The organism is Streptomyces sp. SP18BB07, assembly GCF_036322545.1.
GTDB classification, from domain to species: Bacteria; Actinomycetota; Actinomycetes; order Streptomycetales; family Streptomycetaceae; genus Streptomyces; species Streptomyces deccanensis.
Map to the genome: position 1 here is coordinate 26100 of NZ_JAQYWT010000280.1, position 25868 is coordinate 51967.

General features: G+C 72.0%; 28 protein-coding genes. 15 read left to right on the forward strand and 13 right to left on the reverse strand.

Going from position 1 to position 25868, the window contains the following annotated elements; genetic code table 11:
- Positions 1–72: 72 nt before the first annotated feature.
- From PUR53_RS14295 to PUR53_RS14305, 3 genes are all read left to right on the forward strand, one after another.
- A complete protein-coding gene (locus tag PUR53_RS14295) occupies positions 73–1110 on the forward strand; it encodes a glycoside hydrolase family 5 protein (RefSeq protein ID WP_329908481.1) in 1038 nt (345 codons plus the stop codon).
- 324 nt (positions 1111–1434) lie between these two features.
- Positions 1435–2880 (forward strand): serine/threonine-protein kinase, encoded by a 1446-nt coding sequence (locus PUR53_RS14300; protein WP_329908482.1) that lies wholly within the window; start codon positions 1435–1437, stop codon positions 2878–2880.
- Between the two features lie 62 nt (positions 2881–2942).
- Positions 2943–3872 (forward strand): squalene/phytoene synthase family protein, encoded by a 930-nt coding sequence (locus tag PUR53_RS14305; protein WP_329908483.1) that lies wholly within the window; start codon positions 2943–2945, stop codon positions 3870–3872.
- 7 nt (positions 3873–3879) lie between these two features.
- Here the strand turns inward: PUR53_RS14305 and PUR53_RS14310 are convergent, their stop codons facing one another.
- The 4 genes from PUR53_RS14310 to PUR53_RS14325 form a co-directional block, all read right to left on the reverse strand.
- Positions 3880–4272 (reverse strand): hypothetical protein, encoded by a 393-nt coding sequence (locus PUR53_RS14310; RefSeq protein ID WP_329900860.1) that lies wholly within the window; start codon positions 4270–4272, stop codon positions 3880–3882.
- 226 nt (positions 4273–4498) lie between these two features.
- Entirely contained in the window at positions 4499–5119 is a 621-nt protein-coding gene (locus PUR53_RS14315) for a GNAT family N-acetyltransferase (RefSeq protein ID WP_329900861.1), read from the reverse strand.
- On the reverse strand, positions 5116–6564 hold the full coding sequence (rox, locus tag PUR53_RS14320; protein ID WP_329900862.1) for a rifampin monooxygenase: 1449 nt from the start codon (positions 6562–6564) through the stop codon (positions 5116–5118). Before rox ends, PUR53_RS14315 begins: the two co-directional genes overlap by 4 nt.
- Positions 6565–6861: 297 nt before the next feature.
- Complete coding sequence (locus PUR53_RS14325; protein ID WP_329900863.1) at positions 6862–7095, reverse strand: hypothetical protein; 234 nt, start codon at positions 7093–7095, stop codon at positions 6862–6864.
- A 184-nt stretch (positions 7096–7279) separates the two neighbouring features.
- On the opposite strand from PUR53_RS14325, the gene PUR53_RS14330 reads away from it, so the two are divergent.
- The 3 genes from PUR53_RS14330 to PUR53_RS14340 all read left to right on the forward strand — a co-directional run bounded on the left by PUR53_RS14330 (position 7280) and on the right by PUR53_RS14340 (position 10919).
- The gene (locus PUR53_RS14330; RefSeq protein ID WP_329908484.1) at positions 7280–8368 is read left to right on the forward strand and encodes a glutamate--cysteine ligase 2; all 1089 of its coding nucleotides are present in this window, start codon (positions 7280–7282) and stop codon (positions 8366–8368) included.
- A gap of 224 nt (positions 8369–8592) precedes the next feature.
- Positions 8593–10320 (forward strand): SpoIIE family protein phosphatase, encoded by a 1728-nt coding sequence (locus PUR53_RS14335; RefSeq protein WP_329900865.1) that lies wholly within the window; start codon positions 8593–8595, stop codon positions 10318–10320.
- Positions 10321–10484: 164 nt separating this feature from the next.
- Positions 10485–10919, forward strand: a complete 435-nt coding sequence (locus PUR53_RS14340; protein ID WP_239750236.1) for an ATP-binding protein — start codon at positions 10485–10487, stop codon at positions 10917–10919.
- 39 nt (positions 10920–10958) lie between these two features.
- Here the strand turns inward: PUR53_RS14340 and PUR53_RS14345 are convergent, their stop codons facing one another.
- The 3 genes from PUR53_RS14345 to PUR53_RS14355 are packed head-to-tail and all read right to left on the reverse strand — an operon-like array spanning position 10959 to position 12629.
- The gene (locus PUR53_RS14345; protein ID WP_329900866.1) at positions 10959–11417 is read right to left on the reverse strand and encodes an ATP-binding protein; all 459 of its coding nucleotides are present in this window, start codon (positions 11415–11417) and stop codon (positions 10959–10961) included.
- Between the two features lie 48 nt (positions 11418–11465).
- Positions 11466–11768, reverse strand: a complete 303-nt coding sequence (locus PUR53_RS14350) for a DUF5133 domain-containing protein (protein WP_329900867.1) — start codon at positions 11766–11768, stop codon at positions 11466–11468.
- 21 nt (positions 11769–11789) lie between these two features.
- A complete protein-coding gene (locus PUR53_RS14355) occupies positions 11790–12629 on the reverse strand; it encodes a SigB/SigF/SigG family RNA polymerase sigma factor (protein ID WP_329900868.1) in 840 nt (279 codons plus the stop codon).
- Between the two features lie 381 nt (positions 12630–13010).
- On the opposite strand from PUR53_RS14355, the gene PUR53_RS14360 reads away from it, so the two are divergent.
- Positions 13011–13838 carry an RNA polymerase sigma factor SigF gene (locus PUR53_RS14360; RefSeq protein WP_329901067.1) on the forward strand — a complete coding sequence of 276 codons (828 nt, stop codon included), beginning with the start codon at positions 13011–13013 and terminating at the stop codon, positions 13836–13838.
- Positions 13839–13952: 114 nt separating this feature from the next.
- Positions 13953–14357 carry an STAS domain-containing protein gene (locus PUR53_RS14365; RefSeq protein WP_239750242.1) on the forward strand — a complete coding sequence of 135 codons (405 nt, stop codon included), beginning with the start codon at positions 13953–13955 and terminating at the stop codon, positions 14355–14357.
- Between the two features lie 182 nt (positions 14358–14539).
- Here the strand turns inward: PUR53_RS14365 and PUR53_RS14370 are convergent, their stop codons facing one another.
- On the reverse strand, positions 14540–15013 hold the full coding sequence (locus PUR53_RS14370; RefSeq protein ID WP_329908485.1) for a MarR family winged helix-turn-helix transcriptional regulator: 474 nt from the start codon (positions 15011–15013) through the stop codon (positions 14540–14542).
- 63 nt (positions 15014–15076) lie between these two features.
- On the opposite strand from PUR53_RS14370, the gene PUR53_RS14375 reads away from it, so the two are divergent.
- From PUR53_RS14375 to PUR53_RS14400, 6 genes are read left to right on the forward strand one after another with little or no spacing between them, the layout of a single operon-like run.
- On the forward strand, positions 15077–16264 hold the full coding sequence (locus tag PUR53_RS14375; RefSeq protein WP_329908486.1) for a PP2C family protein-serine/threonine phosphatase: 1188 nt from the start codon (positions 15077–15079) through the stop codon (positions 16262–16264).
- 58 nt (positions 16265–16322) lie between these two features.
- A complete protein-coding gene (locus PUR53_RS14380; protein ID WP_329900871.1) occupies positions 16323–17222 on the forward strand; it encodes an STAS domain-containing protein in 900 nt (299 codons plus the stop codon).
- Positions 17219–17659, forward strand: a complete 441-nt coding sequence (locus tag PUR53_RS14385; RefSeq protein WP_329908487.1) for an STAS domain-containing protein — start codon at positions 17219–17221, stop codon at positions 17657–17659. The genes PUR53_RS14380 and PUR53_RS14385 overlap by 4 nt, the downstream gene beginning before the upstream one ends.
- Positions 17659–18099: an anti-sigma regulatory factor gene (locus tag PUR53_RS14390; RefSeq protein ID WP_329901068.1), complete on the forward strand. Its 441-nt coding sequence runs from the start codon at positions 17659–17661 to the stop codon at positions 18097–18099. Before PUR53_RS14385 ends, PUR53_RS14390 begins: the two co-directional genes overlap by 1 nt.
- Positions 18099–19169: a SpoIIE family protein phosphatase gene (locus PUR53_RS14395; RefSeq protein WP_329908488.1), complete on the forward strand. Its 1071-nt coding sequence runs from the start codon at positions 18099–18101 to the stop codon at positions 19167–19169. Before PUR53_RS14390 ends, PUR53_RS14395 begins: the two co-directional genes overlap by 1 nt.
- The gene (locus tag PUR53_RS14400) at positions 19166–20911 is read left to right on the forward strand and encodes a PP2C family protein-serine/threonine phosphatase (RefSeq protein ID WP_329900874.1); all 1746 of its coding nucleotides are present in this window, start codon (positions 19166–19168) and stop codon (positions 20909–20911) included. Before PUR53_RS14395 ends, PUR53_RS14400 begins: the two co-directional genes overlap by 4 nt.
- Here PUR53_RS14400 and PUR53_RS14405 read toward each other — a convergent pair.
- The 5 genes from PUR53_RS14405 to PUR53_RS14425 all read right to left on the reverse strand — a co-directional run bounded on the left by PUR53_RS14405 (position 20904) and on the right by PUR53_RS14425 (position 24129).
- The gene (locus PUR53_RS14405; protein WP_329900875.1) at positions 20904–21329 is read right to left on the reverse strand and encodes a MarR family winged helix-turn-helix transcriptional regulator; all 426 of its coding nucleotides are present in this window, start codon (positions 21327–21329) and stop codon (positions 20904–20906) included. The genes PUR53_RS14400 and PUR53_RS14405 overlap by 8 nt on opposite strands.
- 103 nt (positions 21330–21432) lie before the next feature.
- Entirely contained in the window at positions 21433–22242 is an 810-nt protein-coding gene (locus PUR53_RS14410) for an SAM-dependent methyltransferase (RefSeq protein ID WP_329900876.1), read from the reverse strand.
- A gap of 34 nt (positions 22243–22276) precedes the next feature.
- The gene (locus PUR53_RS14415) at positions 22277–22783 is read right to left on the reverse strand and encodes a hypothetical protein (RefSeq protein WP_329908489.1); all 507 of its coding nucleotides are present in this window, start codon (positions 22781–22783) and stop codon (positions 22277–22279) included.
- Positions 22784–23052: 269 nt separating this feature from the next.
- Entirely contained in the window at positions 23053–23304 is a 252-nt protein-coding gene (locus PUR53_RS14420) for a DUF397 domain-containing protein (RefSeq protein WP_316731284.1), read from the reverse strand.
- 3 nt (positions 23305–23307) lie between these two features.
- Entirely contained in the window at positions 23308–24129 is an 822-nt protein-coding gene (locus PUR53_RS14425; RefSeq protein ID WP_329901069.1) for a helix-turn-helix domain-containing protein, read from the reverse strand.
- A gap of 303 nt (positions 24130–24432) precedes the next feature.
- Here PUR53_RS14425 and PUR53_RS14430 point away from each other — a divergent pair, with 303 nt between their 5' ends.
- On the forward strand, positions 24433–25845 hold the full coding sequence (locus PUR53_RS14430) for a hypothetical protein (RefSeq protein ID WP_329908490.1): 1413 nt from the start codon (positions 24433–24435) through the stop codon (positions 25843–25845).
- The last annotated feature ends 23 nt before the right edge of the window (positions 25846–25868 follow it).

Sequence of the window (25868 nt, forward strand, 5' to 3'; positions counted from 1 at the left end):
GTTGCGGGAGCTACAGAGCCGCCGACCTGCGCAGCCGGGTTTCGCGGACGCAACTGCGCAGAAAGGGATCTGGTGCCACGAAAGAACCATCGCGGGACAGCCTGCCTCGCGGCAGCGCTGGCCGGTGTCACGGCCTTCGGCGGAGTCCTCGCCTCCCCCGCGTCCGCCGCTCCCGCCTCCCGCCACGCCTCACCGCCGCCGGTCAGTGACTTCCGCGGTGTCAACTGGGCCGACCCGCGCGACAACTACGCCGACGACGCGGTCGTGCCCTCCGGCCTGTCCACCGGCGACAACTACGCCACGACGTACGCCAAGTCCCGGGCGATCGTCAGCGGGTTCGCCGAGCTGGGCGCCAACACGGTCCGCCTGCCGGTGAACCCCACCTCCGTGAACGGCTCGTTCTGGAAGTCGTACCGGGCCGCGATCGACGCCGCCACCGCCAAGGGCTTCAAGGTCGTCCTGGGCTACTGGGAGGCCGACAACGCCAAGGACGGCAAGATCGACGACCAGGCCTCCTGGGACCGTATGTGGGCACGGATCACCTCCGCGTACGGCCGTAACGGCAAGGTGTACTTCGAGCCGATGAACGAGCCGTTCGGCTACACCTCGCAGGAGTGGCGCGACGTGGCCGCGCGCTGGCTGGCCACCCACCGCTCGATCCCCCGCGACCGGGTCCTCATCGGCGGTTACAAGTACAGCGAGGACGTCAAGCCGATCTGCGCCGACAGCCGGCTCGACGGCACCCGGATCGCCCTGCACAACTACGGCTTCTGGCACACCGACTGGACCAGCGTCGACCAGTGGAAGGCGGACTTCAAGGAGCGCATCGGCACCTGCGCCTCGCGCACGATCCTGGACGAGTTCGGCGCCTCCATGACCACCGGTCTGGACTACAACGGCCCGGTCAACGGCTCCAACGAGGTCGCCTACATCCAGGCCGCGACCGACATCATCCGGGAGCTGCGCCTGGGCTCGGTCTACTGGCCGGGTCTGCGCAACGGTGACACCTACTCCCTCACCACCCTCCAGGGCACCGGCACCCGCCTCAGCCTGAAGGTCAACAACCAGAGCGGCCTCGACCGGCTGCACTGGGCGTGGAAGCAGAAGTAACAGCCTCACGCCGAGGGGCCGGGGAGCCGCCACGACCGAGGGTCGGGGCGGCTCCCCTTCTCGCGTTCCTCGCGGCAAATCCTCTGCGGCACACGGCAGTTGGCGACCGACGTACCACCACGTGCTCCGCTACGCTCGGCGCGGTTCGAACAAATGACGAACGACCGAACGAGCGATGACCGGCGCGGCCCGCCCGCCGGGAAGGAACCGTGAGAGAGCACATGGCACCCGGCGAGGACGACGACCAGACGGCGACGCGTGCGCGGCGCGGCACGGAACGGCTGATCGCCGACCGGTATCTGCTCCACGAGATGCTCGGCAGGGGTGGTATGGGCACGGGTCTGGCGCGCCCACGACCGGTTGCTGGACCGTCCGGTCGCCGCCAAGGAATTGCATCTGCTCACCCAGGGCGACGACGAGCACCGTGTCCGGATGCGCCGGGCGGTCCGCGAGGCGCGCGCGGTTGCCCGCGTGCCGCACCCGCACGTGGTCGGTGTCCATGACCTGGTCGAGTCGGAGGACCGGCTGTGGATCGTCATGGAACTCGTCGGGGGCCCCTCCCTGGCCCACCGGATCGCCGAGGCCGGCCCGCTCACCCCACGCCACACGGCGATCCTCGGGCTGCAGCTGGTGGACGCGCTGGAGGCGGTGCACGCGGCCGGCGCCCTGCACCGTGACGTCAAGCCCGCCAACGTCCTCCTGCGCCGCGACGGCGACGCCGTCCTCACCGACTTCGGTATCGCCGCCCTGGACGACGGCGAGTTCCTCACCGGCACCGGCCAACTGGTCGGGTCCCTGGAGTCCATGGCGCCCGAGCGGGTGACGGGGGCGGAGAGCGGACCGCCCTCCGACCTGTGGTCGCTGGGTGCGACCCTCGCGACGGTCTGCTGCGGCCGGTCACCCTTCCGCAGGCAGGGAGGACCCGCGACGCTGCACGCGGTCGCCTACGAGGAACCCGACCTGCCGGAACAATTGGGCCCGCTGCGACCGGTCGTCGAGGCGCTGCTGCGCAAGGCGCCCGGGGATCGCCCCTCGGCCGCCGCGGCGCGGACCGCGCTGCGGCGTGTGGCGGAGGGCGAGTCGGATGCGGGCCCGCTGCCCTCGGCCACGGTGCGTGTCCCCCGGCCGTCGGACCCCGCGGCCTACGCGGACACCGTGACCAGCGGCCATGAGCGCCCCGTCCGGGCCGGGCGGACCGCGCCGACGGCGAACCGCACCGGGCCGTCGGCGAGCGGCGGGGCACTGCGGTCGGCGCGACGGAAGCCGCTGTGGTGGGCCCTGGCCGCCACAGCGGTGACGCCGGCGGCCGCCGTGGGCGGTCTGTTCCTGGCCGGAGTGCTGCCGTTCGACGAGGAAGCGACGACCACGACCGTCAGTCACGTCGTCCAGTCGGCGACGGGTTGGCAGCCGGTCACCGGAGTCACCATCCGGCGGGGCGACCGGGTTGCGGTGCGCTTCGTCTCGGGCGAGTGGACGGTCGACCACCGCAACATCCCCATGACCGGACCGGCCGGCTACGACGCGGCCACCGACGCGTCGCTGGACGGTGCGAAGGACTGCAAGGTCAAGGCCGCGGCCCCGTTCGGCACGCTCCTCGCGGTCCTCACGGGCGACAGGAAGTTCCCCGTCCACACCGTCGGACGGAAGGTGGCCTTCAAGGCCACCGGGAACGGCACGCTGCACCTGGGCATGAACGACGCCGCCGGCGCCTGCTCCGAGGACAACAGAGGCACCCTGACCGTGCAGGTGAGCATCACGCGCCAGAGTTGACGCGGAGGGAGCCGGGACGGGCGCGGGCGATCACGAGGCTCCGCGTTCTCTACGATCAACACATGAGCGTGTGGAAACGGAGTCTGGACGCGGCGGGGGTCCGGGAGCCGGGGTTGCGGAAAAACTACGACGAGCAGCGGGAGTTGGTGGCACGGGCCCGGCGCACCTCGTATCTCGCTGCTCGACTCCTGCTGCCACGGCGGCTGCTGCCCCATGTAGTGGTGGCGACGGCGGTGATGCACCACGGGGACGATCTGCTGGACACCGGCCCGAAGCCGCAGCGGGTCGCGGCGTGGGCTGCGTGGGAGCAGGAGGTGCGCAAGGCGCTGGACACCCGGACGAGCGACGATCCGCTGATCCGCGCTCTGCTGCACACCACGGCGGCGTATCCACGGCTGCGGGAGACGGTCGAGGAGTATCTGTCCACCGCCACCACCGATCTGGAATTCACCGGCTTCGCCACCGAGGCCGACTACCAGGCCTACGTGGACGCCTATTCGCTGCCCGCCTTCATGCTGATCGCGTCGTTGCTGGGCCCCGAGTCCGACGACGGACGGTACCGGGCGGCCTGCCGCACGCTCATGGAGGGCAGCCAGCGGCTGGACTTCGTCAACGACCTTGCCGAGGACCTGCCGGAGGGCCGCCTGGGCATCCCGGCCGAGACGCTGGCACGCTTCTCGGTCACGGTCGAGGACCTCGTGGCGGGCCGGGAGTCGGCGGGCGTACGGGAGTTGGTGGAGGACCAGGTCGAGGCGGCCCGCGTCTGTCTGCGAGCGGCCGGCGAACTGCCCGTCCTCGGGAAGGGTCCCGGCGGGGTGCTCCTGGAGTCGGTCATCAGGATCGAGTTGCTGACCGCGGACGCGGCGTCGGCCCGCGGCGCCCGGCTGTTGCGCGGTTCGGCGTCCCCGCCGGTGGCGAGCACTCTGGGGGTGCTGCTGCGCGCTCGCCGACGGACACGCGAGGAGCACGGCAGCCGCACGCCGGACACCTGAGGGCACATCAGTTGTCCCAGCGGAGAGCCGAAGTGTCCCTCGCGGGCGGCATCTCGGCCCCGACCCAGGCATCCACGCGGTCGCCACCGGGCACGCGGGTCTGGTGCGGGCCCGCCCCAAAGGGTGTTGAGGTGCGCACGCTGGGCGTGACCAGTTCGGGACGATCCCGCGCCGGAGGAAGCCCTGGTGGGACAGTGACGAGCGGCACCGGGGCTAGTGCACCTTCTTCGGCTTCTTCGGCTTCTTCACCATTCTGTTCCGCGTCGACCTGGGTCTGTCCGCTCTCGGCCACGACCGAGGCCGCTTCGATGACCGCGGGCGTGGCAAGGGCACCGCAGAGCGCGAAGCCGCACACGGCTTTGGCAGTGCGCTTACGAATGGCGGCTTCACGGACCCGCACGGGCGTCCTTGGGATGACCGGACGGCGGTTAGGAGGACCGCGAGGCCGGGCCTCTGCGCCGCCCTCGGGTGCGGACCGTGGCCGAAGCGACCCGTAGCCGGCGTGACCAGCACGGCCCGCTGGGCATCGGCCACTGACAACGGCGGAATCTTCGGACCCGGACGACCCATGCCGAACCTCCTGTCGGCCTCGCGGCCGGGCGTGGACCGGTGTCGTGGCCGGGCTGTCACTCCCGTGTCGTGCGGCCGAGGTAGGTCACCGGGCCGGGGTCCGGGACCTTGATCTCGTGGAAGCCCAGGCGGTCGTAGAAGGCGCGGGCCGGTGTGTTGCTGGTGAGCATGGAGAGGTGGACGGCCGGGACCCCGCCGGTGCGCAGGGCACGGAGGAAGGTGCGCATGAGGGCCCGGCCGTGGCCCCTGCCCTGCCAGGCGGGGAGCAGGTCGATGTGCAAGTGGGCGGGATAGGGGGCGAGTTCGGGCAGGAGCATGCGCTCGGGGTGGTGCAGCAGCCGGACGATCTCCGCGTCGGGCGTGGTCGTCGGGCCGACCGGCGGCGGGAAGCGCTCGCTCACCAGCGGCAGCCACTGCCTGCGGAAGGCCTCGACGAAGGCGGGGGTGTCCGCGGTGCCGAGGATGTAGCCGACCGCTCGGCCGCGGCCGTCGTCCAGGACGAAGGTCAGCTCCGGTTCCAGCCGGGCGTAGGGGGTGGCGAAGGTTGCCGGGAAGACGTCGGGGTCCGCGTAGTGGGGACGGCTGTCGCCGCCGTTGTGGGCGGTGCGGACGCAGATGTCGTGGACGGCGTCGAGATCCTCGGGCCGGAAGGGACGGACTTCGGGGGCCGGGGTCATCGCAGCGTTCCGCGCGCCGCCGGCTGCCCGGCCCCGAACCACCGAGCGAGTGCGTCGAGCAGTTCCCGCTGGTCCTCGCCGGCCCACGCCACGTGGCCGTCGGGCCGCAGGAGGACCGCGGGCGCGTCCAGGCCCTCGGCGGCGTCGACGACGTGGTCGACCCGGTCCGCCCAGCCCTCCACCGAGAGCGTGCCGCTCCGGTCGAGCAGCAGGCCGCGACCGTCGTGCATCAGCTCGTACAGGCGCCCCCGCTTCAGCCGCAGGTCCCGCATCCGCCGGCCGAGCAGCTCGTGACCGTCGCCGAGGTCGTAGCGGACGTCGACCCCGGTGATCATCCCGGTCACGTACCGGTTCACCTCCTCGAAGTCCATCAGCTTCGAGAGCAGTTCACGCAGCGCGGTCGGACCCGGCTCGGACCCCAGCAGGGTGATCTGCGCGCGGGTGTTGACCAGCACGCGGGCCGCGACCGGGTGCCGTTCGGCGTGGTAGGTGTCCAACAGCCCTTCCGGCGCCCAGCCGTTGACCTCGGCGGCCAGCTTCCAGCCCAGGTTGAAGGCGTCCTGCACACCGAGGTTGAGCCCCTGGCCGCCGGTCGGCGGGTGGATGTGCGCCGCGTCGCCGGCCAGCAGCACCCGGCCGACCCGGTACTGCTCGGCCTGCCGGGTGGCGTCGCCGAACCGGGAGAGCCAGCGCGGGGAGTGGACACCGAAGTCGGTGCCCGCGAAATCCCGTAGCCGCTGTTTGAACTCGTCCAGGGTCGGTGGGGTCGTACGGTCCTCGGCCACCCCCTCGGCGGGTACGAGCACGCGGTAGTTCCCGTCCCCGAGAGGGGCGAGGCCGAACCGCAGTTGGGTCCTGCGGACCTCCTCGACGACCGCGGCGATCGTCGCCGGGTCCTCGGTCGCCCCCATCTCGCCCAGCAGGGTCTCGACGGTGGCGGGCTCGCCGGGGAAGCCGACGCCGAGGAGTTTGCGCACCACGCTGCGGCCCCCGTCGCAGCCGACGAGATAGCGGGCGCGCAACCGCGTGCCGTCCGCCAGTTCGGCGGTCACACCGTCCGCGTCCTGGTCGAGTCCCACCAGTTCGCTGCCGCGCCGGATGTCGGTGCCGAGTTCCAGGGCGCGCTCCTGGAGGATGCGCTCGGTGACCGGCTGCGGGGTGGCGACCCCGTACGCGTGTGCCGTGTCCAGGCTCTCCGGCCAGGGCTTCATGATGCCGCCGAAGAGGCCGCCTACCCGGAACTTCTCGCTGACCTCGAGGAACCGCTCCAGCAGACCTCGCTGGTCCATCACCTCGACACTGCGCGCGTGCAGGCCCTGTCCCCGGGACTCCCCGGTCGGCTCGGTCAGCCTCTCCAGCACGACCGTGCCCACGTCGGCCAGCCGCAACTCGCTCGCCAGCATCAGCCCCGTCGGTCCGCCCCCGACGACGATCACGTCGATCATCTCAACCCCCATGTGCGCCGATTCGCCGCTGCTTCTCGCTTCGGTCGGCGATTCTGCGGCACGGGGAGGGTCTTGCCGCAAGCCCCCCGGTGCGCTATACGTTGAGACAGGCAAGGAGGACTGGACCTCCTTGCCTTTGTCGTTCTCGTCCCCCGGTTCGCACGACAGCCCCGTCCCCCGGTTCGCGTGACGGCCCGTCTCCGTTCGCGTGACGGCCAGGGCCGTGCCCACAATGGCGCTGTGCCGGGGACGGAGCGTGCGATGTTCTCCCGGACCGCGCGCGGCCCGGGAGCGCCGTCAGTCGCCCAGACGCCGGCGCAGGAGTTCCTTGCCGAAGTCGGCGCCCTTGCGGCTGTCGGCCTGTGCCTTGCGGAACAGCTCGACCACCTCGGTGTCCTTCTCCCGCTCCGCGTCCTCGATGTACGACTCGAGGCGCAGCGCGTTGTTCAGGCAGGCCTCGACGTACCAGATCAGGTTGTAGTCCTTGTCGGCGGTACCGGTGACGCGGCCCGTCTCGGTGGTGCTGGTCACGTTCTCCTCCTCCGTGTCGTGGACTGGGGTTCCGCGCCTGCCGGGCGCGGCTCCCGAAGCGCCGCACGGGTACCCGGGCCGTCGCCGCGTACACGGGTACGGTCCGTACGCCGTCCGGTGAGGTGTCCCGGCGTCGTCCGAGGGCACACGGCTCTCACCACCTAGCGCAGAAGGGCCGGATGACGTGCGTACCGTCGGAGTGGAAGAGGAACTTCTCCTGGTCGACCCTGAGACCGGCGAGCCCCAGGCGCGGGCCGCGGCGGTGCTCGCGCGGGTCGCCCTGGAGGGCACGGACCAGGACGTGTTCGAGAAGGAGCTGCACGACGAGCAGGTGGAGTTCGCCACGCACCCGCAGTCCTCGATGACGGATCTGGGTGCCGAGATCGTCCGCTGCCGCAAGGACGCGGCCCGCCATGCCGAGGGGCTCGGCAGCGCCGTCGCGGCGCTGGCGACGTCGCCGCTGCCGGTGAGTCCGACGATCACCATGAACAGCCGGTACCGGTGGATGGCGCGGGAGTTCGGTCTGCACACGCAGGTGCAGCTGGTCTGCGGCTGCCATGTTCATGTGTCCGTCGAGTCCGACGACGAGGGCGTGGCCGTCCTGGACCGGATGCGGCCGTGGCTCTCCGTGCTGACGGCGCTGAGCGCGAACTCCCCCTTTTGGCAGGGACACGACAGTCGGTACGCCAGCTACCGCAGCCAGGTGTGGGACATGTGGCCGATGGCCGGGCCGACGGACCTGTTCGGCTCGGCCGAGCGGTACCACCAGTGCGTCACGGACCTGATCGCCACGGGGGTCGTACGCGACGAGGGCATGATCTACTTCGACGCGCGGCTGTCCCAGCGGTATCCGACCGTCGAGATCCGCGTCGCGGACGTCTGTCTGCACCCCGACACCGCCGTCCTCGTCGCCGCCCTCGCCCGGGGGCTCGTGGAGACCGCGGCCCGTGAGTGGCGGGCCGGCGTGGAGCCGCTCGGCCACAGTGCCGGGCTGCTGCGGCTGGCCACCTGGCGGGCCGCCCGCTCCGGGTTGTCGGAGAACCTCCTGGACCCCGTCACGATGCGGCCCAGGCCTGCCCTGGACGTCGTCCGCTCGCTGCTCCACCACGTCGAGGAGGCCCTCGTCGACCACGGGGACGCCGACCTGGCCCGGGACGCCGTCGCCGAGCTGACGGGGCGCGGCAACGGAGCCCGGGTGCAGCGCGAGGTGATGGCCCGGACGGGAAGTCTGCGGGAGGTCGTCGCGGCCTGCGTACGGCACACCCAGGCCTGACATCCTGGGCGCGGTGCGCGAACCGTGTCCGGGGGATCGCCGTCCGTGCACCGCGCGGGACGGCGCCCGGGGCCCCGGCACCCGCTCCCACCTGCGGTCCGGGACCTCGTGCGCGTAGGTCGTCGGGGACGGGGTAATGCGTGCAACACACACGACGGAACCGTCCGTCTACGTCTACGACCGTCCTGTCCTCGACCGGGACCGGAGTCGGAGGAGCCCCCAACATGAGCGCGTGGAGTCCGGATCACACCGATCGGCGGCCGCCGGGACCGGCGGTGCGTTCATCGGACGGGCTGCCCGACCTCCTGCACGCCGGTATGTACGTGGTGGACGACAACGGCCTCGTCGTCGCGGTGAATCCCCGGGCCGAGGAGCTGCTCGGCCGCCCGGCCGAGGGCCTCATCGGGCAGGACGCCCACGAGCTGCTGCACCGGGACCTGCTCGGGCACACCGTGCCGCGGGCCGCGTGCTCGATGATGCGCGCGTTCCTCAGCGGCCGCACGGGCAGCGGGGACCTGGAGTGGTTCCTGCGCGGCGACGGCACGCTGCTGCCGGTGACGTGGCTGGTCACCCCGTGCCGGCTCGACGGGCCCGCGACCGGCGCGGCCGTGCTCTTCTACGAGGGCGCCCCGGAGGCCGGCGTCGTGCCGGAGGGCGAGCCGTCGGCCATGTCGCAGCTGGACCGGCTGGCGCTGCTCGCCGAGACGACGACCCGGCTGAGCTCCACCCTGGACGCCGAGGAGGCGGTGGCCCGCCTGGTGCGGCTGGTCGTGCCTCGGCTGGCGGACTGGGCCATCGTGGACCTGATCACCGAGAGCGACGACGTCTGGCGGACCACGGTGGCGACCCACCGCGACGGTGTGGTGGTCCGGCGCGAGGAGTTGGAGGGCCCGCTCCCGCCGGTGCACGAGGAGTCGCTGATGCCGCTGTCCCGGGCGCTGCGCGGCGCGGCGTCGACCCTGGCCGGGCCGGAGACCTACCAGGGCCCGGCGGACTCGGGGATCACGGTCGCCCAGCAGAGGCTGTTCAAGGAGACCGGGCTGCGCTCGGCGGCCATCGCGCCCATCCGGGGGCCGCGCGCGGTGCTCGGCGCTCTCACCCTGGGCCTGAGCGAACGGCCGGGGGCCTTCACCGACGCGGAGCTGTCCCTGTTGGACGACATCGCCCGCCGGGCCGGGCTGGCACTGGAGAACGCGCGCCTGTACCAGCGGCAGCGGCACATCGCGGAGACCATGCAGCGCCATCTGCTGCCCCAGATGCCGGAGGTGCCGGGGCTGCGGATGGCCGCGCGCTACGAGTCGGCGTCGAAGTCCTCCCAGGTCGGCGGCGACTGGTACGACGCGTTCCCGCTGGCCGACGGGTCCACGGCGGTGGCCATCGGGGACGTCGTCGGACACAACATCGACGCGGCGGCCGGGATGGCGCAGGTCCGCAACATGCTGCGGGCCTACGCCTGGGCGCTGGAGGAGCCGCCGAGCATGATCGTGGAGCGGCTGGACCGAGCCGTGGTGAACGTGACCGAGGCGTCCATGGCGACGCTGATCTTCGGCCGGGTCGAGCGCGGCGACGACACCTGGGCCCTGCGGTGGACCAACGCGGGGCATCCGCCGCCGCTGCTGATCACCCACGACGGCAGGTCCCGGTTCCTGGACGAGGAGCACGACCACCTGCTCGGCACCGGACTGACCCGGGCCCGCACGGACACGCTCACCCCGCTGCCGCCGAAGTCCACGCTGGTGCTCTACACGGACGGTCTGATCGAGTCGCCGGGGCACACCCTCGACCGGGGCCTGGCCCGGCTGCGTCAGCACGCGGCGGCCCTCGCGCACCGGCCGCTGCACGTGTTCTGCGACCTGCTGCTGGAGCGTGCCCGTCCCGTCGACAACGACGACGACGTCGCCCTGCTGGTCTTCCGCACGCCGTCCGAGGACGGTGAGGCGGGTGACCGGTAGAGCGCCGACGCGGGCCGGGGGCTCCGGAAGGCCACGGTCTTCCCGAAGGCCCCACACATCCCTACGCTTTCGCACGCGTAGCGGCTCTGCGCACGGGAAACACGAGCGTCGGAGAGGCACGCGCCATCGCGTCCGCCTCAAGAAGCCGAACCGGGGACGACGAGATGTCAACAGAGCCACGTAGGGACGACAAACTGCCTGCCGAGGAGATTTACGACAGCCACGCCGCCTTCGACGGAGAACTCGGCGACGTGACGGGGGCTCGTACGGCCGCGGAGGGGTTCCTGGGTGTCCTCTCGCGCACGTCGCCGCCGGCCGCTGTCGAGCACTGGGACGACATCCTGCTGGTGGTCACGGAACTGGCCGCGAACGCGGTGCAGTACGCCCCGGGGCGGTTCGAGCTGACGATGCGGCGCACCCTGGACGGTGTGCATGTGACGGTCGGGGACACGAGCACGACGTCACCCGCGCCGCGCCCCTTCCATCCCAGCAAGGGCGGCGGCGGTATCGGCTGGTATCTGATCCAGACGCTCTGCGAAGAGGTGAGCGTGGTGGTGCACGACCACGGCAAGGACGTCCACGTCTTCCTGCCCTGGTGAGGGCCCTGGGGCAGGCCCTCGGGACGGTCCTGGTCGGCCTCAGGTCAGCGGCACCAGCACGCTGATGGTCTTGCCGCCGGCCGCGCGGCGCTCGACGTCGACCCGGCTGGAGAGCTTGTTGATCAGCGGCCATCCGTAGCCGTTGCCCTCGTGGGCGCGCGGCAGCACGCCGGGCCCGTGGAGTCCCACGGGCACGGCGGCGCTGTGGTCGCGGACGCGGAGCCGCACACCCTCGGGGGTGAGGGCGACGTCGAACCCGGCGATGCCGCCGCCGTGCCGGACCGCGTTGGTGACCAGTTCGGAGACGACGAGGATGAGGTCGATCATCGACTGCTCGGTCGGTGGGCCGGCGGAGGAACGCCACCGCTCCCCCACGAACGACCGCACATGACGGCGGGCCGCCGCGGCGGTGGTGATCGCGACCGGCGGTCCCGGCGGCCGGGCGGGGGGCCCGGCCGCGGGAGCGGTGTCGTGGTGCACGAGCGGGTGGCGTTCCATGGGTGTCATGTCAGATGCGGGGTCGACGACTCGGGACAGCTGGGTTCATCAGTGTTCATGAAGCGCCGCATACCCGCTCCCGCCCGGACCATGGCCGCCGAGATCTCCCGGGACCGTCGTCCCGCTCCCGCACAGCTCGGCGGTCGCGGTCGCCTGCGCGGCGGCGAGCTGGGCGCGCGCCGCGTCCAGGGCCCGGCGGACGTCACGGGTGCCCGTGGACACGCACAACGTGTACGCCAGGTCCTGCGCGCGGCGAGCGCTCTGCGGGTCGCCTCGCTCGCCCTCGTGGGCGACGACCGACTCGTACTCCTCGACGAGCCGGCGCAGGGTCGCGGGGTGGGGCATCAGCATCTGTTTCGCTCCTGGGGGTTGTCAGACGGAGGGCGTGGTGCGGCCGAGGGCCTCTTCGCGGACGCGTGCGCAGCTGCGGCTGATGAGGCGGGAGACGTGCATCTGGGAGATGCCGAGGCGGTCGGCGATGCGGTTCTGGGTCATGTCCTCGAAGAAGCGCATGTAGAGGATGGCCCGCTCGCGTTCGGGCAGTCGGCGCAGTCCTTCCTTGACCGACTCGCGGTCCACGACGGTGTCGTACGCCGCGTCGGGGGCGCCGAGGGTGTCGGCGAGGCTGTAGCCGTCGTCGCCGGAGGCCATCTCGGCGTCCAGCGAGAGCGCGCTGAAGCTGTCGAGCGCCTCCATCCCGGCGTGGACCTCTTCCTCCGTGAGACCCGCGAGGGCGGCGATGTCGGCGACGGAGGGCTCGGCGGCGCCGCCGGAGGTCTGGCTGAGTTCGCGCCGCGCCACGCGCACCTTGTTGCGGAGGTCCTGCACCCGCCGGGGGACGCGGAGCGTCCACATCCGGTCGCGGAAGTGCCTCTTGATCTCTCCGGTGATGGTGGGCACGGCGTAGCTCTCGAACGCCCCCCGTTCGGGCTCGTAGCGGTCCACCGCCTTGACCAGGCCCATCGCGGCGACCTGGCGCAGGTCCTCGAGCGACTCGCCGCGGTTGCGGAAGCGGCCGGCGATGCGGTGCGCCATGGGCAGCCAGGCGCGGACGAGTTCGTCCCGGACATGGTCGCGTTCGGGTCCCTCGTCCATCGCCGCGAGCCGGGCGAAGTCGTTGGCGGTGTCGGGGGCGTCGTCGTGCGTCCTCCTGTCGGGGGTACCGGGGCGGACGGTGGTGTCTGTGGCGTGTGCGGACGCATTGACCAGCATGGGAAATCGCTCCTGAACGACGCTTTCAGGGACTTGTGACGGGGAGCGGTGGGCGGGCGCCGAGGCCCGTGCGCGGAACACCGCTTCCGCCGGGGTGCCTCCACTACGGAGGCGTGGAACTCCGCTTGCCCCACGACCCGGTGGGCAAACAACGGTGCGCGCATTCTCGGTGACGGATCGCCAGGCCGGTGGTCCGCGTCACCCGGGTCGGCGACGACTTCCGGCCAGAGTGGGAAGCGCCACGGTCCCTTTCACGAATTCGGTGGACTGAGACGCGGCTCGCGGGGCAAGCGTGGGATGGCAACAACGCTTCGGGCGAGAGGGGTGGACAGCATGGCAGCCGTGACGGCACGTACAACGGCCACGGCACGGGGGAGGGTCATGGCGGACGGGGTGGACCTGCCCCTGATCGAGGACCCGTCGCAGGTGAGGCCCAAGGACGCGCGGGAGATGTCCCGGCAGTTCTTCGACCGGCTGGCCATGCTGGAAGAAGGCACCCATACCTATCAATACGTACGCAACACGCTCATCGAGATGAACCTCTCGCTCGTCCGGTACGCGGCCTCGCGTTTCCGCGGGCGTGAGGACTCACTGGAGGACATCGTCCAGGTCGGGACCATCGGGCTGATCAAGGCCATCGACCGGTTCGAGCTGTCCCGGGAGGTGGAGTTCACCACGTTCGCCGTCCCGTACATCGTCGGCGAGATCAAGCGGTTCTTCCGGGACACCAGCTGGGCGGTGCACGTACCACGGCGGCTGCAGGAGGCGCGGGTGGAGCTGGCCCGCGCGACGGACGAGCTGCAGTCCCGGCTGGGCCGGATGCCGACGACGCGTGAGCTGTCGGAGCTGATGTCGCTGTCCGAGGAGGAGGTCATCGAGGCGCGCAAGGCGTCCAACGGCTACAACACCTCCTCGCTCGACGCGGCGCTCACCTCCGACGGCGGCGAGGACGGCGACACCGTGCTGGGCGACCTCATCGGCGAGGAGGACCACGCGATGCAACTCGTGGAGGACTTCCACTCGCTGGCGCCGCTGATCGCCGAACTCGACGAGCGTGAGCGGCGGATCCTGCATCTGCGGTTCGTGGAGGAGCAGACCCAGTCGCAGATCGCCGAGCAGCTCGGGGTGTCCCAGATGCATGTGTCGCGGCTGATCAGCCGCATCATCAAGCGGCTGCGCGCGGGCCTGCTGGAACCCGGAGTCGCCTGATCGGGGCCCGTGTGCCCGCACGATTCGCGGGTATGCGCACGGGCGCATCGCCGGGCGATGCGTCGAATCCGTGAACCGGGGCACCCACCCCGGTCGGCTCTCTTGGAGGCTCTCGTGTCCGTTGCCCACAACCCCCTGTCGATCAAGGTCGATCTGCCCCGGGACGACGCCGTGCTGCTCACGATCGAAGGGGAACTGGACATCGACACGGCGACCGAGCTGCAGCATCACCTGGCGAACCAGTTGCGGCACGGCCGACGGCATTTCCTGCTGGACGTGTCGGCCGTCCCCTTCATGGACTCGTCCGGTATGAACATCATCCTGCGGACGTATCAGGAGGTGCGGAAGATCCCGGGCGGTGTGTATGTGATCGCCCCGGCTCCGGCCGTGCGACGCATACTCGACCTCACCGGCGTCAGTCTCACCGTGACCACGGTGGACAGCGTGGACGAGGCACTGGCCGCCGTGGACTCCGGGCAGGTCGCCCCGCTTCCGGACGAGCCGCCGGCACAGGAGTAGCCGTCACCGTCAACGCGCCGACGGGCAGCGCCGCTTGGCTCTCCCCGTCGGCGCGGCGGCACGCACCCATGGCCAATGGTTGTCGTTTGACAACTATGGCCGGAAGGCAACAGAGTGAGCCGGGGGCCGAGAGTGGGAAGGGTTGGAATGAGGCTGTCGAACCGGAACCGGGTCGGCGGCGGTCAGGCGCTCCGCGCGTCCGTGGCGTCGCCCTCGTGGAACTGCGCCGCCGCGGCGTCGCAGAACGCCTCCAGCCCCTCCACCAGCGCGGTCCGCTTCGCGGCCGGCATCTGCTCCAGCACGGACCGCAGGGCGCGTTCACGTCGGGCGCGCAGGTCCACGAGGTACGACCGCCCGCGCCGGCTCAGCCGCAGACACAGCTCGCGCCTGCTGGCCGCGCTGGCGTGGCGCTCGACGAAGCCCACCGCCTCCAGCCGGTCGCACAGCCGGCTGGTGGAGGGCGGCGTGGAGCCGAGGGCGTCGGCGAGCATCCGCAGGTTGATCCCGTCGTTGTGCTCCAGGATGAACAGCACGCGGAGCTGGGAGGCGGACACCGGTGCCGTCGAGGCGCGTCCCCACACGACTTCCAGCAACTCTGCCGCCTCGGAGGTCACACGCGCCACCTCGTCCGGCCGCGGGTTGGAGGAGGAAGTCACAGGCCCACTCTTCCAGGCATCTCGAACACTGTCAGCTCTGGCAAGAATGGCGTATCCGACATCGTGAACAGATTCGTGGCAGCCGAACGAGCCCTTCGTTCCGCTGCTCCGCACCACCTGGTGGACGCTCTGAGAGACGTACTGGCCGACCACTGGTCGGCCCGGGACGTCGAGCTCTACCTGGCCGACTACTCGCTCACCGTGCTCCGGCCGGCGTCCACGCGCCCGGACCCACCGGACTCCCTGCCCATGCACGACGGCCCGGCCGGCCGGGCGTTCGGGGCGCAGGAGCCGTACGTCGAGAAACACGGTGACGACCAGGTGCGGCTCCATCTGCCGGTCACCGTGCGCGGTGACCGGCTGGGCGTGCTGCGGCTGACGCTGCCGTCCGCCGCGCACGCCGGGGAATGCCTCGCCGAACTGACCGAGCTCGCCCAGGTGCTGGGACACGAGCTGGTGGTCGCGGAGCGCGACACCGACGTGTACCTCCGGGCACGCCGCTCCAGCCGGCTGACCCTGGCGGCGGAGATGCAGTGGCAGCTGCTGCCGGGCCGCTCCTCCACCCGTGCCGAGTACGCGCTCGGCGGCCAACTGGAGCCCGCCTACGCCATCTTCGGCGACAACTTCGACTGGTCCGCCGACGCCGATCACCTGATGCTGTACATCACCAACGGCATGGGCGAGGGCATCGAGGCGTCCCTGCTGACCCAGCTGGGGATCAACGCGCTGCGCAACGCCCGCCGGGCCGGCGTCTCCATCGCCGAGCAGGCGGCCCTCGCCGACCAGGCCGTCCACGCCCAGTACGGCGGGGCCCAGCACCTGTCGGTGCTCCTGCTGGACCTGGACCTGGTCACCGGACACCTGCAGATCGTCGACGCGGGCTCGCCTCGGATGCTGCTGCTGCGCGACCGGAGCGTTGCCGCCGTCGACCTGGAGGCACAGCTGCCGCTGGGCATGTTCGAGGAGACCGAGTACCTCGCCCAGGAGGTGCGGCTCGAACCGGGCGACCGGCTGGTCTTCGTCAGCGACGGGGTCTACTCCGTCGCCACACCCGGCGGGGAGGCGTACGGGGACCGGGCGCTGGCCCGGGCGATCAACGCCACCCGGCTGCTGCCCGCCGCCGACGTCCCCGGCGCGGTGCTCAGGGAGCTCTCCGGTCACCGCGGCACACCCGTGGCGGACGACGACGCGCTCGTGGTCTGTCTCGACTGGTTCGGCCGAGGGGGTGCCGACGACCGGCCACACCGATGAACCGACCAGCAGTCGTTCCCCGGAGCGGGGAGGCGCCCCAGCGAGTAAGGAGACACCCGTGCCGGAACAGGACACGGCAGACCGGCAGTTGACACCGACGCAGGAGGTGGCGCGCTTCCTGCGCGACCGCCAGGAACAGATCGCCCAGCGCTGGGCCGACGCCGCGCTGTTCCGCACCGTCTTCACCCACTCCCGCGACGAGGCGGTGGAGGCGGGCCGGGCCGTGGTGGACGCGCTCGCCGCCGTGGCCGCCGCGGAGAGCGTGGAGGACGCGGAGTCCGGCGGCTTCCACGTCGTCCGGGAGCAGCTGGCGCGGACGGCCGCCGCCCGGGCGCGGGCCGGCTCCACGGTCACCCAGATCTCCGCCGAGGTGGACGCGCTGCGGCCGCCCGTGACCGATCTGCTGCTGGCCGAGTTCGCCGCGGCGCCGGCGGCGCACCTGCGGGAGTGCACCACGACCCTGACGGTGCTGATGGGCACTCTGCGCCTGGTGGTGCTGGAAACGGCGCTCAACGAGGGCGAGGAGCTCATCCACCGGCAGCGGCTGCAGCTGATGGAGGTCGCCACCCCGGTGATCAAACTGTGGGAGGGCATCGTCGCCGTCCCCCTGATCGGCACGCTGGACAGCGCCCGCAGCCAGGTGGTGATGGAGCGGCTCCTCGACTCCATCGTCGAACAGCACGCCCGGTTCGCCATCCTCGACATCACCGGGGTGCCCACCGTGGACTCGCTGGTGGCGCAGCACCTGATGAAGACCGTGGCGGCGGCCCGGCTGATGGGCGCCGAGTGCATCGTCTCCGGCATCCGGCCGCCGATCGCGCAGACCATCGTCCATCTGGGCATCGACCTCAGCTCGGTGCTGACCCGCACGAGCCTCGCGGACGCCCTGGCCTACGCGCTCGGGCAGCTGGGCACGGACATCGTGTCCCGCGACGGCGCCGGTTCGGGGCACAGGTGAGCGGCGAGCTCTTCGCCGCGTACGGCGGCCCGTCCGCGTACGGGGCGCCCGTGCCCGTGCTCAAACTCGGCAACGTGCTCCTGGTGTCGCTCCAGGGCGATCTGCACGACGGGGCGGCCGAGCAGCTCCAGGAGGACATCAGCGACACGGTCGCGCGCAGCGGTGCCACGGGGGTGGTGATCGACCTGTCCGGTGTGGAGATGGTCGACTCCTTCCTCGGCAGGGTGCTCGGCGACATCGCCGCCCAGACGAGTCTGCTCGCCGCCGGGACGGTCGTGGCCGGGATGCGTCCGGCCGTGGCGATCACGCTGGTGGAGCTGGGTCTGACCCTGCCGGGGCTCCGCACCGCGCTCAGCACCGAGGACGCGCTGCGCCTCCTCGGCGAAACGGACCCGACCTTCCCCCGCCGCGTCCCCGCCCGCCAGGAGAGTCCGTGATGCAGACCGCCGGCGGCATCTCCGCCTGCCTGCCGATCCACTCGGATCTCGATCTGGTGTGGGTACGTCAGCATGTGCGGCAGGCGGCCGCCCAGCTCGGCTTCGGTCTGGTCGACCAGACCAAACTGGTCACCGCGGCCAGCGAGCTGGCCCGCAACACCCTGGTCCACGGTGGCGGGGGCCAGATGGAGTGCGAGCCCGTGGACAAGGGCGGCGCCCGAGGGCTGCGGCTGACGTTCAGCGACGAGGGGCCCGGCATCGCCGACCTCGACCAGGCCCTCATCGACGGCTACACCTCCGGCGAGGGACTGGGGATGGGGCTGGGCGGCGCCCGGCGGCTGGTCCACGAGTTCGCGATCGACAGCCGGCCCGGCTCGGGCACCTCGGTGACGGTGACGTCCTGGCTTTCGGGTGCGCCGCGCCCGCGCGAGGAGCGGTGATGCCACGCGTCTGGGAGGTTCCGGTGCACGACTCGACCCGGGTGCGCGACGCCCGGGTGGCCGCCGAGGCGGCCGCGGCTCGGGCCGGGCTGGACGCGGCCCGCACCGCGGGGTGTGCGCTGGTGGCCACCGAGCTGGCGACCAATCTGCTCAAGCACGCCGGAGGCGGGCTGATACTGCTGGAGGTCGTGTCCCGCCCCGCCCCTGACCGGGCGGACGGCGCGGCCCCCATGGTGCAGATCGTGGCGATCGACCACGGGCCGGGGGTGCGCGATGTGGCGGGCGCGCTGCGCGACGGCTACTCGACGACGTCCTCGCTCGGCGCGGGCCTCGGCACCTGTCGCCGGGTCGCCGACGACTTCGACCTGCACAGCACGGTCGGCCGGGGCACGATCGCCCTGGCCCGGCTCGGCGCCCGGCCGACGCGCCGGGCGGGCCGGGCCCCCTCCCCCACCCCCTCCGTGCGGGCCGGAGGCGTCAACGTCCCCTTCGCCGGGGCGGAGTTCAGCGGCGACGCCTGGGCCTGGGTCCGGACGGACAGCCTCACCACCCTCATGCTGGCCGACGGCCTGGGCCACGGTCTGGCGGCGGCCCGCGCCTCCTCGGCTGCCGTGGAGCAGCTCTACCGCGCGCCCGAACTGCCTCCCGCGCAGCTGCTGCGGCGGCTGGAGGGCGCGCTGCGCGACACCCGGGGCGCGGCGGTCGCCGTCGCCCAACTCGACCTCGCCGCAGGCCGGTTGCTGTTCGCGGGGGTCGGCAACATCGGGGCGCGGCTGCGCGTCGGCGCGGACTGGCAGCCGTTGCTGTCCCGGCCCGGCATAGTGGGCGCCCACCGGGCCGCGCATCTTCCGCAGCACGAGGTGGCCTGGGGGGACGACCGCCTGCTCGTGCTGCACAGCGACGGTCTGCCCAGCCGCTGGAGCCCGGGGCCCGCCGCCCACAGCACCTCCCTCGACCCCGCTGTGATCGCCTCCGTGATCGTGCGCGACGCGAGCAGCCCCGCCCGGCCGGTCCGCGACGACACCACCGTCGCCGTACTGAGCCCCTCCCCGCCGGACCACCTCCCATGACCCGTACCTGGACCGTCCGTTCCGTCACCGACGCCGCCCGCGCGCGTATCGCCACCGCGCGGCTGGCCACCGCGCACGGGGTGTCGCCGACCGACCGGGCGCGGCTGGTGTCCGTGCTCTCGGCGCAGCTGCGGCAGTGCCTGACCAAGGGCGGCGCGTGGCTGCTGACGGCGCGGGCCGTCACGCCGAGGCCCGGTGGCTGCCGGTTCCTGGTCGAGGTGACGTCGGCGAATGGGCGGCCGGGCGAGTACCGGCAGCCGTGGCGGCTGACGGTCGCCTGCTCGGAGGAGGTGCGGCTGCCGGACAGCGAGTATGTGTCCGGTGATCCGACGACGCTCGCGGAGGCCCTCTTCGGGGCCGACGAGGACGCGGCACTGCTGCTGGAGAAGCTCGACGAGCAGGAGGCGCTGGTCGCGTTCCACCGCGAGGAGCTGCACCAGACCAACCAGGGTGTCCTCGCGCTGCACGCCGAGCTGGACGCGGCCGGGCGCGCGCAGCGCGAGCTGTTCGCCGCCGAGCAGAAGGCCCGCAGGGAGGCCGAGAACGCGCGCGGCAGACTCACGCTCCTCGCCGACGCCAGCGCCGCGCTCACCGCGTCGCTCAACCCGGACGCGATCGTGCGTCTGCTGCCGTCCCTGCTGGTGCCCCGGTACGCCCGCAGCGCCGACGTCTGGCTGTTCGACGGGGAGGGCGAGGTGACCGGTGGCGGCCCGCGTCCGGCGGCGGCCGTCGTGGCGGCGCGCCGCGGGCGTCCCCAGTACGCGGCCGACCATCCCGGCGAGCTGCCCGGGGTCGACGACCACCCGCCCTCGGCGCTCGACCCGACCCGGCCGCTGCTGTGCGTGCCCCTGGTGGCCCGGGGCGCGCCGCTGGGCGTGCTGACGCTGTCACCGCCCGACGACGAGCGGTGGGACGCCGACGACGTCTTCATGCTGATCGAGTTGGCCCGGCGGGCGGGTGTCGCGCTGGAGAACGCCCGGCGTTTCGAGCACAACCGCGACATCGCCGAGACCCTGCAACGGGCCCTGCTCACCGAGCTGCCCACCACACCGGGGCTGCGGCTGGCCGCGCGTTATCTGCCGGCGACGCGGGGCCTGAACATCGGCGGCGACTGGTACGACGCCTTCCGGCAGCCCGACGGCAGTCTGATCACCGTGATCGGTGACGTCACCGGGCACGGTCTGCGCGCGGCGGTGATGATGAGCCAGCTGCGGACCGCGCTGCGCGCGTACGCGGTCGACGGCAAGACCCCCGGGCAGCTCCTCACCCATCTCCATCTGTTCCTGCACCATCTGCAGCCCGACCTCTACGCCACGGCCGTCATCGCCCGGTTCCATCCGCACGAACCCACCCTCACCTGGGCCGCCGCCGGCCATCCGCCGCCGGTGCTGCGCTCGCCCGACGGGAGCGTGCGGATCCTGGACGCCAAGCCCGGCGCGATGCTCGGCATCCCGCTGCACCAGGAGATCGCCGACCACACCGTGCCACTGCCGCCGGGGTCGACCCTGGCGCTCTACACGGACGGGCTGGTGGAGCGGCGTGCCCTGGGCATCGACCCGGGCATCGAACAGCTGGCCACGGCGCTCGGCGGGCTCCCGTCGCGGACCCTGGACGACGACCTCCAGGAGTCCGCCGACCAGTTGCTCGCCCCCCTGCTGGACGAGGAACACGAGGACGACGTCTGCCTGCTGCTCTGCCATGTGCACAGTGCCGCGGGGCGCGCCACGGCGCACCTCAACTGAGGCTTCCGCCCAGGGACCGCAACACCTGTTCCACCCGTGCGCGTTCCGCCGGCGGCAGAGCCGCCAGGGCGTCGCCGAGCCGTACCGACAGGTGTTCGGTGACGTCCGCGAGGAACCGGTGTCCACGCTCCGTCACCACCAGGCGGACCTCGCGCCGGTCGTCGAGCCGGGCACACCGCCGCAGCAGGTCGGCCGCTTCGAGACGGTCGCAGAGCCGGCTGGCGGTGGGCAGACCGACACCGAGCCTTTCCGCCAGACCGGTCAGGTTCAGCTCGGGCACCCCGCGCACCGCACGCAGCGCCAGTATCTGTCTCGGGGACAGTCTCGGGGTGACCTCCTCCACTGCCGAGAACCAGAGCGGCACCAGGTTCTCCACCGCGTCGAGAACCTGCCGGTCGAAGTCGGCGGGGCCGGTCATAGCGGGGGGCCTACCCGAAGTGCCCCGGACTACACGGCCGTTTCCGCGCCCTCCGGCGCCGACCGGACCGGCCGGCCCGTCCCGAGCGCGCCGACCGGTGTCGCTACGCCTTGTAGGCCACTCCCCCGTACACGTCCGTCGGCTCCGGGGCGGTGCCCGGTTCCGGGCGCCACAGCGGGCAGGAGACGATGCCGGGCTCCAGCAGCTCCAGGCCCTCGTAGTAGGCGTGCAGCTGGCGGGGGCTGCGCAGCACGTAGGGGACGGCGCCGGTGTCGTCGTAGCCGTCCTGGGCACGCTTGAGTTCGGCGTCGGTGTCCGTGCTGTCGTAGTGGACGAAGTAGCTGCCGGACGGCAGGGCGGCCTGGAGGCGGCGGACGATCTCCTTGGCCTCCTCGTAGTCCTGGATATGGCCGAGGATGCCCATCAGCATCAGCGCCACCGGCTTGTCGAAGTCGAGGATCTTGCCGGCGGCCTCGAGGATGGTGTCCGGGTCGTGCAGGTCGGCGTCGACGTAGTCGGTGACCCCTTCGGGGGTGCTGGTGAGCAGTGCCTGCGCGTGCCGCAGGACGAGCGGGTCGTTGTCGACGTAGACGATGCGGGACTCGGGGGCGACCTTCTGGGCGACCTGGTGGGTGTTGTCGTAGGTCGGAAGGCCGGTGCCGATGTCCAGGAACTGGCGGATCCCGCGCTCGCGGGCCACGAAGGTGACCGTACGGATGAGGTAGACGCGGGAGGCGCGGGCCATCGTCTCGATGTTGGGGGCGATCTCGCGGTAGGCGTCGCCCGCCTCACGGTCGACCTCGTAGTTGTCCTTGCCGCCCATCCAGTAGTTCCAGATACGAGCCGAGTGCGGCACCGTGGTGTCGATCTTCGACAGGGCTTCCTGATCGGGAGTGGGGTGGCCGTCTGCCATGGGGACTCTCCTGCCTCACATCGCGTGGTCGTCGCTAACCTATCGTCAACTGCCCTGCTTCACGCCAGAGTTGGTGCGAGCGAGCAGCGGGCGCACGGATGGGGCCGCCGGGCTCGCCGACATCGACGGTCAGCACGGGTACGTGCTGGGCGAGGGTGCGGAACACCCGGGCGTAGGCGGTGGCCGCCTCCGTGACCTCGGGCGTGGTCAGGTGGAGCATGGCTCCGTCGCGTTCGGCCACGGCGTCGGCCAGGTCCAGGGCCTGTATCCAGGTGACCCGGGAGCGGCCCCGGCGCAGCGGGCCGTGGACGAGTTCCGCGATGAGGTTGCCGTCGACGGCCAGGCGGCCGGGCCCGGCGAGGAGTTCACGGCAGGGCAGGGCGGGGTCCAGGTGGTGCAGGGCGGACGGCAACCGCCGGACCTCGAACCCGAGGTGCGCCAGCTCGGCGACGAGACGGGCGCGGCTGCGTCCTTCGTGTCCCTCGACGATCAGGGTCCGGTACCGGCTGAGGGCGGGGGCGGGAGCGGGCGACGGTGTCATCCCTCCCCTTCGGGTGGTACGCGGCGGATGTCGACCTCCCGGGACCGGCACCCGGCCCGGAGGTGCCCCCAGTCTGGGCGGAGCCGGGGGGCGACGGGAGTGCGCGCGGGGGTTGTCCGGTTGTGCGGGCGTAGTGATCCGCGGGGGCGTAGTGATCCGCGCGGGCGGCGGGGCCGAAAAGCACGGGGCGCAGCCCCTGCTTTTCAGGGGCGCGGGGAACTGCGCGAGAAGCCCCACCGGACCCGCACCCGACAACGCACCCAATGGGCTCAGGCGATCAGAAAGTCCGCCTCCCCCGCCTTCGCCCCCTCCAGGAACGCCACCATCTCCTCCCGCGAGTACACGAGCGCGGGCCCCTCCGGATCGGTGGACTGCCGGAACGCGACCCGGCCGTCGGGCAGCCGCTTGGCCTCCACACAGGAGCCGCCGTTCGTACCGCTCCACGGCTTGCGCCAGCCCTCCGCGCCGAGTTCGGGAGCGGGCATGCCGCTGTGGACGGGGCCGTCGGGTGTCCTTGCCATGTGTCACAACTCCTTGCGTAGTGCCGCCAGGATGTCCCTGGTCCGAGCCACCGGTTCCGCCTGCACGGACATCCGGTCCAGGACCTCCAGATAGGTCACGACGTCCACGGGCTGGTCGACGTACTGGGCGCCCGCGAGACCCTCGGTGTAGACGATGTCGGGGAGTTCGGAGAAGCCGAACCGGAAGTAGTGGAAGGGGCCGTACGCCCCGGGGTGGGGCCCGGCCGCGAACCGCATGATCTGGATCCTGATCTTGGGCCGTTCCGTCGCCTCGACGAGCCGGTCGATCTGCTCCCGCATCACCTCGGGTCCGCCCACGGGGCGGCGCAGCACGGTCTCGTCGAGGATGGCCCAGATGGCGGGCGCCTCGGGTTTGACCAGCAGGTCCTGACGTCTCAGGCGCAGGGCGACATGCCGTTCGACCTCCTCGGGGCTCGCGTTGGGGAAGCCGACCCGGATGAGGGCGGCCGCGTAGTCGTGGGTCTGCAACAGGCCGGGCACGTACTGGGGTTCGTAGAGTCGGATGACGGCGGCTTCGCTCTCCAGGCTCACGTACGCGCTGAACCACTCGGGCAGCACGTCGCGGAACTTGTGCCACCAGCCGGGCTGGTTGGCCTCGCGGGCGAGGGAGAGGAAGCCCTCGATCTCGGTGCCGGAGACCCCGTAGGTGCGCAGCAACTCCTTCACGTAGGGGATGCGGAGGCCGACCTCGGCCTTCTCCATACGGCGGACCGTCAGTGCGGTGACCTCGATGGCGCGGGCCGCGTCGTCGAACGAGACCCCGGCCCGCTCCCGGAGCTGGCGGAGCCGTTTGCCGAGGACCATGCGCAGGACCGTGGGCGCCGCAGGAGCACTCCCTCCTGAGCGGGTCTCACTCACGTGCAACCTCCCAAGGCGGGATTCACAGCGTGCAGTGTGCCACGCGATCCGTTGACACGGACAGGTCCGCGCGGTTCATTCTGAAATTATCAGAACGCAGGTTGCGGGCTGAGCCGTTCGGCCACCATAGTGATCGAGTGACCTACCGCACACGCTGCGCAAGGTCCCTCGAACTCCTCCGGCCCGCCCAGGAGTTGGCGCCACGGCGGGCAGGAGTCAAGCCACGCGCCGACACGATGCGACACCTGGATGGCCGCCGTGACGAACGGATTACCAAGGAGCCCGGTCAAAGGGGCCGGCGGGCCCAACAAGCCGCTGGCCACAGCCCTGAAGGAGGCGGGCTGCTCGTACGCGTCCCTCGCCCTGCGGGTCAACGAACTGGGCCGCTGTCAGGGCGCGGAGACCAACTACGACAAGGCCTCCGTCACCCGCTGGCTCCAGGGCCAGCAACCACGCGGAAACACACCGGAGTTGATCGCCGCGGTCCTCGGCGAACGGCTGGGCCGCGCGCTCACTCCGGCCGACCTCGGTTTTCCGCTCGATCGCGGACGACCGGTGACGGGACGGGCGTTGATGTACGTCGAGAACGTGGCCGAGACCCTGCACACCCTGGCCGAACTGGGCTCCACCGACATCGCGCGGCGCAGTCTGCTCGGTGCGGTGCCGTTCGTGCCGGGTGCCCTGACGAACCCCCAACGGGCCTGGTTGCTCTGGCTGGTGGAGAGCCGTGACGCGCCCCGGCTCGCGCCGGTGTCGGGCGGCGGGCCGGTGGAGCAGGTCCACGCGATGCTCCGCATGTTCGACGAGATGGACAACCACTACGGGGGCGGTGGGATCCGCACGAGCATCGTGCAGTACCTCACCACCGAGGTGATCCCCCTGCTCCAGCAGCGCGGTGTCACCCCGCACCACCGCCGCGAGCTGTTCGCCGCCGCGGCCCGGCTGGCCGCCATGGCGGGGTGGAGCTCGTACGACGCCGGGGAGTACGGCCTGGCCCAGCGGTACATGACACAGGGGCTCAGGCTCTGCGCGGAGGGCCGCGACCATGTGCTCGGCGGGCAGATCCTGGCGGGGCTTTCGCATCTGGCGACCAGCCTGGGCCGCCCCGACGAGGGTGTGGCGCTGGCCAGGGCCGGGGTCGCCACCGCCAAGGACTCGGGCAGCCCCCTGGGTCTGATGCGGCTGCACGCCATGTCCGCGCGCGGCCACGCGGCGCTCGGCCGGCCCCGCGAGACCGCCGAGGCGCTGCGGACCGCCGAGAAACAGCTCGACGCGAGCCGGGGCGCCGCCGAGGAGTCGCCCTGGGTGCGGTTCCTCGACCACCACTACCTCCAGGCCGAGTCCGCGCTCTGCTTCCGTGACCTGGGCCTCGCCGCGCAGGCCGAGCACACCGCGAGCGCGTCGGTGCGCGCCCACGCCGACCGCCGCCGGCGTCAGGCCATCAGCCGTTCCGTGCTCGCGACGGCCCATCTCCAGCAGAACCGCCTCGACGAGGCCGTCGCCACGGCCACGGACGCGCTCGAAGCGCTCAGCGGTGTGCACAGCGAGCGGTCCATCCAGGCCCTGCGTGACTTCCGGGGCCGACTGGCGTCCCGTCGCCACGAGCCCCTGGTACAGGACTTCGAACGCCGGTCGCGTGTGGTGCTGGGGGCGGCCGCCTGAGGTGGGAGCGTCACAGCGGGCGT

Bases quoted from the DNA above. Each gene is read 5' to 3' on its own strand.
- PUR53_RS14415 (WP_329908489.1), bottom strand. From the start codon at position 22,783: ATGACACCGTCGCCCGCTCCCGCCCCCGCCCTCAGCCGGTACCGGACC.
- PUR53_RS14355 (WP_329900868.1), bottom strand. From the start codon at position 12,629: ATGCTGGTCAATGCGTCCGCACACGCCACAGACACCACCGTCCGCCCC.
- PUR53_RS14350 (WP_329900867.1), bottom strand. From the start codon at position 11,768: ATGCTGATGCCCCACCCCGCGACCCTGCGCCGGCTCGTCGAGGAGTAC.
- PUR53_RS14315 (WP_329900861.1), bottom strand. From the start codon at position 5,119: ATGACCCCGGCCCCCGAAGTCCGTCCCTTCCGGCCCGAGGATCTCGAC.
- PUR53_RS14425 (WP_329901069.1), bottom strand. From the start codon at position 24,129: ATGGTCCTCGGCAAACGGCTCCGCCAGCTCCGGGAGCGGGCCGGGGTC.
- PUR53_RS14395 (WP_329908488.1), top strand. From the start codon at position 18,099: ATGCCACGCGTCTGGGAGGTTCCGGTGCACGACTCGACCCGGGTGCGC.
- PUR53_RS14390 (WP_329901068.1), top strand. From the start codon at position 17,659: ATGCAGACCGCCGGCGGCATCTCCGCCTGCCTGCCGATCCACTCGGAT.
- PUR53_RS14430 (WP_329908490.1), top strand. From the start codon at position 24,433: ATGGCCGCCGTGACGAACGGATTACCAAGGAGCCCGGTCAAAGGGGCC.
- PUR53_RS14305 (WP_329908483.1), top strand. From the start codon at position 2,943: ATGAGCGTGTGGAAACGGAGTCTGGACGCGGCGGGGGTCCGGGAGCCG.
- PUR53_RS14335 (WP_329900865.1), top strand. From the start codon at position 8,593: ATGAGCGCGTGGAGTCCGGATCACACCGATCGGCGGCCGCCGGGACCG.
- PUR53_RS14340 (WP_239750236.1), top strand. From the start codon at position 10,485: ATGTCAACAGAGCCACGTAGGGACGACAAACTGCCTGCCGAGGAGATT.
- PUR53_RS14410 (WP_329900876.1), bottom strand. From the start codon at position 22,242: ATGGCAGACGGCCACCCCACTCCCGATCAGGAAGCCCTGTCGAAGATC.
- PUR53_RS14420 (WP_316731284.1), bottom strand. From the start codon at position 23,304: ATGGCAAGGACACCCGACGGCCCCGTCCACAGCGGCATGCCCGCTCCC.
- PUR53_RS14360 (WP_329901067.1), top strand. From the start codon at position 13,011: ATGGCGGACGGGGTGGACCTGCCCCTGATCGAGGACCCGTCGCAGGTG.
- PUR53_RS14345 (WP_329900866.1), bottom strand. From the start codon at position 11,417: ATGGAACGCCACCCGCTCGTGCACCACGACACCGCTCCCGCGGCCGGG.
- PUR53_RS14400 (WP_329900874.1), top strand. From the start codon at position 19,166: ATGACCCGTACCTGGACCGTCCGTTCCGTCACCGACGCCGCCCGCGCG.
- PUR53_RS14405 (WP_329900875.1), bottom strand. From the start codon at position 21,329: ATGACCGGCCCCGCCGACTTCGACCGGCAGGTTCTCGACGCGGTGGAG.
- rox (WP_329900862.1), bottom strand. From the start codon at position 6,564: ATGATCGACGTGATCGTCGTCGGGGGCGGACCGACGGGGCTGATGCTG.